The sequence below is a fragment of the Ilumatobacter sp. genome, assembly GCF_049588435.1.
Lineage (GTDB): Bacteria > Actinomycetota > Acidimicrobiia > Acidimicrobiales > Ilumatobacteraceae > Ilumatobacter_A.
On sequence record NZ_JBAVYV010000471.1, the window covers coordinates 1 to 8,377 of the forward strand.

Below are 8,377 nucleotides of genomic sequence, written 5' to 3' on the forward strand. Positions count from 1 at the left end.
GCCGAATACGACGACAACGTGAAGGTCGTCGTCGACCCGGCATCCGCCCAGCTGCTCGAGGGTGCGACCCTCGACTACAAGGACGGACTCGACGAGTCGGGCTTCGCGATCACGAACCCGAACGCCAGCCGGACCTGCGGCTGCGGCCAGAGCTTCTCCTGAACCGTCGAGTCCGGCCGATCGGCCGGACTCAGGCGATGGCGTCGTCGAGGCGTTCGCGCAACTCGGTCGCGTCCCAGAGCCCGTCGATCCGTTCGACGACCGACCCGGTCGGGTCGACGATGAACAGGGCCGGCTCGAACTGCATGTTCAGGTCGGCGACCGCCGGCGCGACCTCGGTCGCGGTGAGATCGTCCCACACCTCGGCGTGGACGAACACGTAGTCGTCCGTGTACTCGGGTGCGATCGACACCATGGTCTCCAGTGCCGGTGCACACGTTCCGGTCTGGCAGAACGCAGGCGTTCCGACGATGTAGGCCACCGACTTGCCGCTGGCAAGGGCATCGGTCAGGGTCACCTCGTGGAACGGACACGCGGGCTCGCGGGTGCAGATCGGATCGACACCGCCGGGATCGTCCGGAGTCGGCGTCGCGAAGGCCGGCAACGTGTCACCCGGTCCGGGCACGGCGACCTGGTCGGGCTCCATGACCTGGAAGTTCGCGCCTTCCTCGGGGCCGCCCTCGATCCGGATCGCGTAGATGCCCGGCGTGTCGATCGTCGGGCGGAATGCGTAGTACGACGACGGCGTGACGTCGCGGCGGACGGCCACGATCTCGTCGCCGACGTCGTTCCCCTCGAGGTCGACGACCTGGGCGGTCAGTTCGTCGGGTCCGTCGGAGATGAACTCCGCCGCCAGCGCCAGGCTGAACGGCAGCCGGATCTCGCCCGGGACCAGCACATCGGACGGGAACCGCTGCACGATTGCGTACGAGTCGATCGAAGTCGTCGCCTCGCCGCCGTCATCACTGCCACCACTGCCGTCACCATCGGCGGCCGCGTCACCCTCGCTGCTTCCTCCGCCGCAGGCGGCGAGGAATCCGGCGGACGCGGTTCCGACGAGGAACATCCGTCGGTCGAGGCCGAAGCGCGGCCGGGTCGGCTGCTGGATCGGCTGTTCGGACGACGGATCGGTTGGTGTGGTCATGGGGCTCGATTCATTGCGACGGGTTGAAGATCTGACGACATCGTTGGAACGTCCGCAGTCCACGTGCGAACGTACGGACGATGAGCGTGACGTCTCCGATTTCCTTTCGACGATATCGTCGCCGAATTCTCACCCTCGGTGTCGTCGCCTTCCTGATCGTGTTCGCGATCGGGGCGGTGATCGCGATCCCGGTCGTGCAGAACGAGCTCGAGGATCGGGTCGAGAACGAGCTCGACGAGCAGGACATCGACGGGGTGACCGCCTCGTTCTCCGGACAGGACGGGACCCTGGTCTGCGCCCAACCGCTCGAGGATCCCGACGCGGCGTTGAGCGCGACGATGTCATTGCGGGGTGTCAACGGCATCGACCTCGACACGACGTGCACCGCCGACGACACCGGCACCGAAGCCGATCCGTCGGACTCGGCGCCGGCGTCGTCGTCGACGGTCGCCACCGGCGACTCGGGTGTCGATGCCGCGACCACCGCCCCGTCGACCGACGAGCCGGCGCTCCCGTCGATCGTCGGGGTACTCGCCGAGGATCCACTCTTCGATCAGCTCTCCGAACTGATCGGATCCGCGGGTCTCGACGACGCGGAAGGACTCGGGCCGGACGGCCCGATCACGCTGTTCGCCCCGACGGACGCTGCGTTCGACGAGGCCTTCGAGATGCTCGGGGCCGACACGTTCGGCGCGCTGACGTCCGACGAGGACGTGTTGCGGGAACTGCTCCTGCAACACATGACGGAGGGCGCGCTGACGTCGGACCTGTTCGTGGACGGTCCGCTCGAGATGCTCGGCGGTTCGACCGTCGAGGTCGACGTGGATGCACTGACGTTGTCGACCGCGAATTCGACCGCCGGCATCGCCGATCCGGACACGCAACTCGACATCACCGCCTCGAACGGCGTGATCCACGCGATCGATCGGATCCTCGTTCCCGATGACTTCGAGATTCCGACCCCGCCGGACCCGGCGCTCACGACGGTCGAGTACCTCGACGGTCGTGTCGACCTCCGGGGTGCCGTGGCGGACGCCGAGCAACGAGACGAACTCACGGCGGCGGTGGAAGCCGAGGTCGACCCGACGAACGTGGTCGACACGCTGACCGTGGTCGACACCGATGGCCCCAAGTCGGCCGACCTCGATCGATTGGCGGCGGTCACCGCGACTCTGGTGACCGATCTCGTGTCCGGCGACGCCACCCTCGAGAACGGTGTCGTCACGCTGACCGGTGTGGCATACGACGACAACGGCCGCACAGCGGTGCAACAGGAGGCATCGGCATCCGATGTGACCGTCGATCTCAGTGTCCGCCCGACAGCGGACCCGGCGTCGGCTGAAGCTCTTCAGGATGAACTGAACCGTTTCGTCGCTGAGAACCCGATCCGGTTCGAACCGAGTTCCGCCGAGCTGACCCCCGAATCGCTCCCGATCGTCGATCAGGTCGCCGCGCGCATCGCGCGACTCGCCGGAGTCGACGTCGTCGTCGTCGGCTACACCGACACCTCCGGGACCCCTGCCAGCAACGAACTGATCAGCAACGGTCGCGCCGGTGTGGTTCGCGATGCGCTCGTCACGCGCGGGCTTCCGGCCGATGACGTGTCGGCCGAGGGACGCGGCGAATCGGACCCCATCCTGGATCCGGACGGAGCCGAGGATGCCGACGCGAGTCGACGTGTCGAGTTCCTCGTCACGAGCCGATGATGGCGCCGGGCAACTTGACCGGCCAGGATGTACAACACCACCCGGAGAACCCACGACGACGGAAGGATTCGAATCGTGCCCTACACACTGCTCAAATTCCTCGTCTGGGGCGTGCTGTTGGCGGTCCTCGGTGGACTTGTCGGCTGGGCACTGCGATCACTGAAGGCGCGTGCCGTCAGGGGACCGGCGACATCCAGCCTCGATGACGCCGACGTCGAGGAGCTGCGGGGACAGATCGCCGATCTCGAGGCCGAATGTGACCGGCTGCGGACACAGCTGGAGGGGATCGACGCGGGCGCCTCGCACGGCACGGCCGATGCGGAGCCCGGGCCGACCCTCGACGACGATCTGACCGTGATCGACGGCATCGGGCCCAAGATCGCCGCGTTGTGCGCCGGGATCGGGGTGTCGACCTGGGCGGAACTCGCGCACACCGACCAGAGCACTCTCCGTTCGATGCTCGACGATGCCGGAACGCCGTACAAGACGCGCGACCCTTCGTCGTGGCCGCGCCAGGCAGCACTCCTGGCATCGGGACGATGGGACGAGTTCGAGGCCCTCACACACGAAGATCGCTGACCCTCGCCGCCGTCCGCCGAGCCCGATCGAATACCCTGCGGACATGAGCAAGCCCCTCGGCCCGTACGTCCCGATTCTCCGTGCCGGAGATTTCATCTACGTCTCCGGGCAGGGTGGCCTCGTCGACGGGGTGAAGGTCGCCGGCGGCGTGGCGGCAGAGACGACGCAGACGATGAAGAACCTCCGCGAGCTGCTCGAGTCGGTCGGCGCATCATTGGACGACGTCGTCAAGACGACGTGTTTCCTCACCGACATGGAGAACTACGCGAAGTTCAACAGCGTGTACTCCGACGCGTTCGGCGATCACCGCCCGACCCGCTCGTGTGTCGCGGTTGCCGCACTCCCGGCGAACTTCCTGGTCGAGGTCGAAGCCGTCGCCTACAAGCCGGTCGACTGACCGCATCGGCGGCCTTGGTCGGACGATTTGTCGGGCGTACACTGGCGCGATGGCCGGAGCGATCATCCTCATCATCGCCATGATCGGAATCGCGGTGGCGGTCCTCATGACCGGTGCGGTCGCGTCGGCGATCCTGGGTGAGTCACTGCGCCGTGACGGGATCGCACGCAACGAGGGCAGCGAACTCCTCGAACTCGAAGATTGACCGCAGTGGTGGGGTCGGGGCCAGCGACGCCTGCCGATCTGGTCGTCGCTCATGCCCGGTCCGTCGCGACCGTCGACAACGAGCGACGTGAACTGTCGGATGGCTGGATCGCGATCACCGACGGTCTGATCTCGGCGCTCGGCACCGGCAAGCCACCGCCCGCCGCCGAGACCATCGACGCATCGCGGTGCCTGGTGACCCCCGGGCTGGTCAACACCCACCATCACCTGTATCAGAACCTCACCCGGGCGTACCCCCCGATGACCGACAAGCCGCTGTTCGGGTGGTTGCAGTCGCTGTACCCGTTGTGGCGGTCGATCGACAGCGAGTCGGTGTACGTGTCCGCCTGGGTCGGACTGGCCGAACTGGCGTTGTCGGGATGCACCACCTCGACCGATCACCTCTACCTGCATCCCCGGGGAGCGGGAGACCTGCTCACCGCGGAGATCGAGGCAGCCCGCGACCTCGGCATCCGGTTCCATCCCACCCGCGGGTCGATGTCGCTGTCGGAGAAGGATGGTGGACTTCCACCCGACGATGTCGTTGCGGACGACGACGAGATCCTCGCGGCGTGCGAGGACGCGGTGGCCCGTCACCACGACCGGAGTTTCGGCGCGATGACCCGCGTGGCGCTCGCGCCGTGCTCGCCGTTCTCGGTGACCGAGGACCTCATGGTCCGCACGGCCGAGATGGCCGAACGCCTCGACGTCCGGCTGCACACCCACTTCGCCGAGAACGCAGAAGACGACGAGTTCAGCATCGCCACCTTCGGTTGCCGCCCGATGGAGTACCTCGAGCGCACCGGATGGTGCAGCGATCGGACGTGGGTCGCCCACTGTGTGATGCCGAACGACGACGAGATCGTCCGCCTCGGCGCCGCCGGCGTCGGTGCTGCGCACTGTCCGTCGAGCAACCTGATCCTCGCCTCGGGGATTTCGCCCATCGTCGATCTGCGCGCCGCCGGGGTCAAGGTCGGGCTGGGCGTCGACGGGTCGTCATCGGCCGACAGTGCCTCGATGTGGCTGGAAGCTCGCCAGGCGATGTTGCTCGCAAAGCTCCGCAACGGGGCGAGCGCCGGAACCGCCCGGATGGCGCTCGAGGTCGCCACGGTCGGAGGTGCCGGCTGCCTGGGCCGTGAAGGTGAGATCGGTTCGTTGCAGGTCGGGGCAGTCGGTGACGTCGCGATCTGGTCGTTGACCGGTCCGAGTTTCGCCGGAGCGGTTGCCGACCCCGTCGAGGCGTGGTTGCGCTGTGGACCCACCGGTGTCCGGGACACGATCGTCCACGGTCGAGCGATCGTCCGCGACGGCATGCTGGTGTCCGACCGACTCGAGGAGATGCTCGGCGAGCACGATGTGTTGTCGAGGCGGATCCAAGGAGTGTGACCCCGTCACGCTGTGACGGGGGACCCCTGCCCTGACGTCGTGTCGGGGGCTGCAGTCGCCAGACTGTTGGTCGTGATGCCCCGAATCTCAACTCGCCGACGGACCGCCGTGCTGTGTGCGGGCCTCGCCGCGCTCGCTGCCTGCACCACGTCGACGGAGGCGTCCGATGGCGGCTCGTCCGCTGAGCTGGTGGCCGACGATTCGCCGGCCGTCCCGCTCCCGACGATCGGACTCGGCTCGGAGTTCGGGGAGGTGTCGTCCTCGAACGGCGCCACGGCCGCGAACGCATCCGACGTGGATTCGATCGTGATGATCGGCGACTCGATCACCGTCGCGTCCAGCGAGGCGATCGAGGAGCAGTTCAGCCAGATCGGATTCGACAACGTCACGATCGTCGCTCAGCAGGGCAAGCGCATCTCGGAGTCGTTCGGCGACAACACGAGCGGCGCCTCGATCGCGGACTACGTCGCGGACGAGTACACCGGCGATCCGCAGGACCGCCTCTGGATCGTCGCTCTCGGCACGAACGACATCAGCCAGTACGCCGACGCCGCCGAGGTGTCCGATGTCGTCGATTCGGTGCTCGAGTCGATCCCACCCGAGGCTCCGCTGCTGTGGGTGAACACCTACATCGAGGATCGACCCGCCGACACCGCTGCGGTGAACGCTGCGATCTCGCGGGCCGTCGCCGAACGCGGCAATGCAACGGTCGGGTCGTGGAGCTCGTATGCGCCCGAGAACGGCGTGCTCAGCGACGATGGGGTCCACCCCACCGATCAGGGCGAGATCACCTTCGCCAGCGTGGTCACCACCAGCGCCGCCAACTTCCTCGGCCGCTGATCACCGAAATGCGCGTTGGTGCCAGGCACCACGCGCATGTGTTCAGCTGTCCCAGCGGGATTGACCGAAGCGATACCCGACCGAGCGCACGGTCTGGATCAGGTTGGCGTACTCCTCGCCGAGCTTGGCACGCAACCGTCGTACGTGGACGTCCACCGTGCGTGCACCGCCGTAGTACTCGTATCCCCACACCCGGCTGAGCAGGATCTCGCGGGTGAACACCTTGCCGGGGTTCTGGACGAGGAACTTCAGCAGCTCGTATTCCATGTACGTCATGTCGAGCGGCTTGCCACCGATCGACGCCTGATACGTCTCGAGGTTGAGGGCGAGATCTCCGTATTCGACGACGTCGGCGGATTGGACCTCGATCTCGGCGCTGAGCAGATGTCGGAGGCGAGCTTCGAGCTCGGTCGGGTGGAACGGCGTGAGACAGAAGTCGTCGAACAGGTCGTCGCGGTGTTCGAGGGCGGCCAGTTGCGCACCACCGATGAGGATCAGGGCCGGTGTCGGAACCGAACTCTGCTTCCGGACCGAGCGCAGGAAGCTCCACGCGCCATCGAGGTCCTCGGACGCGTCGACGATGATTCCGGCCCATCCACCGCTCGGCTCCGTGTCCGCAGCCGCTTCGGTGGAATCGACCGCCTTCCACGAATACCCGGCGAGGTCGAGGGTGCGCGCCAACTCGGGCGAAGCCGGGCTGGGCACGACGGCGAGCAGGCGAGATGCTTCGCTCATGGCGGCCTCTACAACGACCTCAGGTAGCGGTCGCGTTCGAACGGCGTCACCTGCGTCTTGTACGCCCGCCATTCGTGGCGCTTGTTGCGCACGAACCATTCGAAGATGTGCTCACCCAGCGCCTCGCGCACCAGTTCGGACTTCTCCATGATGATCAAGGCGTCATTGAGTGACTGCGGAATCTGGCTGATCCCGAGCTTCGTGAGGACGTCGTCGTCGATCTCGAACAGGTTCGCATCGGCTTCTTCGGGAAGCTCGTAGCCCTCCTCGATCCCGCGCATTCCGGCGGCGAGGATCAAGCTGAAAGCGAGATACGGATTGCATGCCGGGTCGGCCGCGCGGTACTCGATGCGCGTCGCCAGGGGGTTGCCGCGTTTGGCGATCGGGACCCGGATCAGCCCGCTGCGATTGTCGCGCGCCCAGCTGATGTGGACGGGTGCTTCGAAGTTCGGGACCAGGCGCTTGTAGCTGTTGACGGTCTGGTTGGTGACCGCGGTGATCTCACTGGCGTGGCGCAGCAGTCCGGCCATGAACGCTTTCGCCGTAGGGCTCAGGTTGTAGCCGTCGTCCTCGTCGTAGAACGCGTTCTCGTCGCCGCGGAACAGCGACATGTGCAGGTGCAGACCCGATCCCTGCTGTCCCTCCAGCGGCTTGGGCATGAAGGTCGCGTGGACGCCGTTACGTGCCGCGATCTCGCGCACGGCGAGGCGCAGCGTCATCATCGAGTCGGCCATCGTGAGCGCGTCGGTGTGGCGGAGGTCGATCTCCTGCTGGCCGGGTGCGTCCTCGTGGAAGCTGAACTCGACCGGAATCCCCATCGTCTCGAGCGTGCGGATCGTCTTCTTGCGCAGCTCGCCGGTCACGTCGTTGGTCGTGTGGTCGAAGAAGCCGCCGTCGTCGATCGGGACGGGCTCGGCGCCCGGCGTCAGCGGCTCGAAGTAGAAGTACTCGACGTCGGGGGATACGTAGAACGTGAGACCGGAGTCGTGGGCAGCGGTGACGTGACGCCGCAGCACCTGCCGCGGATCGCCCTCGAACGGCTCGCCGTTGAAGTGGCTGATGTCGCAGAAGATGCGTGCTTCGGGGGCCGTCGGGTCGGCCCACGGGAGCAGTTCGTACGTGTCCGGATCGGGGATGGCCAGGACGTCGGATTCCTGCACGCGGCTGAACCCGTCGATCGACGAACCGTCGAAGGTCATCCCGTCGCTCAGCGCGTTGTCGAGTTCGGGCGGGGTGATCGCCATGCTCTTCAGGTTGCCGAGAACATCGGTGAACCAGAGCCGGATGAGCCGGACCCCGCGCTCCTCCACCGATCGCAGGACATACGCCTTCTGCTGTTCGTTCACATCCACCTCATCACTCTAGAACCGACGGCGGGGTGAGGAC

10 protein-coding genes are annotated in these 8,377 nt (G+C 66.6%); 7 read left to right on the forward strand and 3 right to left on the reverse strand.

The annotated features are described in order from the left end of the window. Window positions 1-18: 18 nt before the first annotated feature. On the forward strand, window positions 19-162 hold the full coding sequence (locus WBV89_RS17930) for a HesB/IscA family protein (protein ID WP_423982703.1): 144 nt from the start codon (window positions 19-21) through the stop codon (window positions 160-162). A 28-nt stretch (window positions 163-190) separates the two neighbouring features. On the opposite strand, the gene WBV89_RS17935 is transcribed toward WBV89_RS17930, so the two are convergent. Beyond that, on the reverse strand, window positions 191-1,144 hold the full coding sequence (locus tag WBV89_RS17935; RefSeq protein WP_423982696.1) for a hypothetical protein: 954 nt from the start codon (window positions 1,142-1,144) through the stop codon (window positions 191-193). 80 nt (window positions 1,145-1,224) lie between these two features. Between WBV89_RS17935 and WBV89_RS17940 the strand changes: the two genes are divergently transcribed. From WBV89_RS17940 to WBV89_RS17965, 6 genes are all read left to right on the forward strand, one after another. Then, window positions 1,225-2,850: a fasciclin domain-containing protein gene (locus tag WBV89_RS17940; RefSeq protein ID WP_423982697.1), complete on the forward strand. Its 1,626-nt coding sequence runs from the start codon at window positions 1,225-1,227 to the stop codon at window positions 2,848-2,850. 75 nt (window positions 2,851-2,925) lie between these two features. After that, complete coding sequence (locus WBV89_RS17945) at window positions 2,926-3,429, forward strand: hypothetical protein (protein ID WP_423982698.1); 504 nt, start codon at window positions 2,926-2,928, stop codon at window positions 3,427-3,429. 43 nt (window positions 3,430-3,472) lie between these two features. Then, window positions 3,473-3,826, forward strand: coding sequence for a RidA family protein (locus WBV89_RS17950; RefSeq protein WP_423982699.1), 354 nt, complete (start codon window positions 3,473-3,475; stop codon window positions 3,824-3,826). A 49-nt stretch (window positions 3,827-3,875) separates the two neighbouring features. Next, the gene (locus WBV89_RS17955) at window positions 3,876-4,031 is read left to right on the forward strand and encodes a hypothetical protein (protein ID WP_423982700.1); all 156 of its coding nucleotides are present in this window, start codon (window positions 3,876-3,878) and stop codon (window positions 4,029-4,031) included. A gap of 8 nt (window positions 4,032-4,039) precedes the next feature. Further along, window positions 4,040-5,416, forward strand: a complete 1,377-nt coding sequence (locus tag WBV89_RS17960; RefSeq protein ID WP_423982701.1) for an 8-oxoguanine deaminase — start codon at window positions 4,040-4,042, stop codon at window positions 5,414-5,416. 75 nt (window positions 5,417-5,491) lie between these two features. After that, a complete protein-coding gene (locus WBV89_RS17965) occupies window positions 5,492-6,256 on the forward strand; it encodes a GDSL-type esterase/lipase family protein (protein ID WP_423982704.1) in 765 nt (254 codons plus the stop codon). 42 nt (window positions 6,257-6,298) lie between these two features. On the opposite strand, the gene WBV89_RS17970 is transcribed toward WBV89_RS17965, so the two are convergent. Beyond that, window positions 6,299-6,991 carry a winged helix-turn-helix domain-containing protein gene (locus WBV89_RS17970; RefSeq protein ID WP_423982702.1) on the reverse strand — a complete coding sequence of 231 codons (693 nt, stop codon included), beginning with the start codon at window positions 6,989-6,991 and terminating at the stop codon, window positions 6,299-6,301. Between the two features lie 8 nt (window positions 6,992-6,999). Beyond that, the gene (locus WBV89_RS17975) at window positions 7,000-8,337 is read right to left on the reverse strand and encodes a glutamine synthetase family protein (protein ID WP_423982705.1); all 1,338 of its coding nucleotides are present in this window, start codon (window positions 8,335-8,337) and stop codon (window positions 7,000-7,002) included. Between the last annotated feature and the right edge of the window lie 40 nt (window positions 8,338-8,377).

What these genes read in the sequence shown, in the direction of transcription:
- WBV89_RS17935 (WP_423982696.1), bottom strand. Translation starts at nt 1,144, where the DNA reads ATGACCACACCAACCGATCCGTCGTCCGAACAGCCGATCCAGCAGCCG.
- WBV89_RS17940 (WP_423982697.1), top strand. Translation starts at nt 1,225, where the DNA reads ATGAGCGTGACGTCTCCGATTTCCTTTCGACGATATCGTCGCCGAATT.
- WBV89_RS17950 (WP_423982699.1), top strand. Translation starts at nt 3,473, where the DNA reads ATGAGCAAGCCCCTCGGCCCGTACGTCCCGATTCTCCGTGCCGGAGAT.
- WBV89_RS17955 (WP_423982700.1), top strand. Translation starts at nt 3,876, where the DNA reads ATGGCCGGAGCGATCATCCTCATCATCGCCATGATCGGAATCGCGGTG.
- WBV89_RS17965 (WP_423982704.1), top strand. Translation starts at nt 5,492, where the DNA reads ATGCCCCGAATCTCAACTCGCCGACGGACCGCCGTGCTGTGTGCGGGC.
- WBV89_RS17970 (WP_423982702.1), bottom strand. Translation starts at nt 6,991, where the DNA reads ATGAGCGAAGCATCTCGCCTGCTCGCCGTCGTGCCCAGCCCGGCTTCG.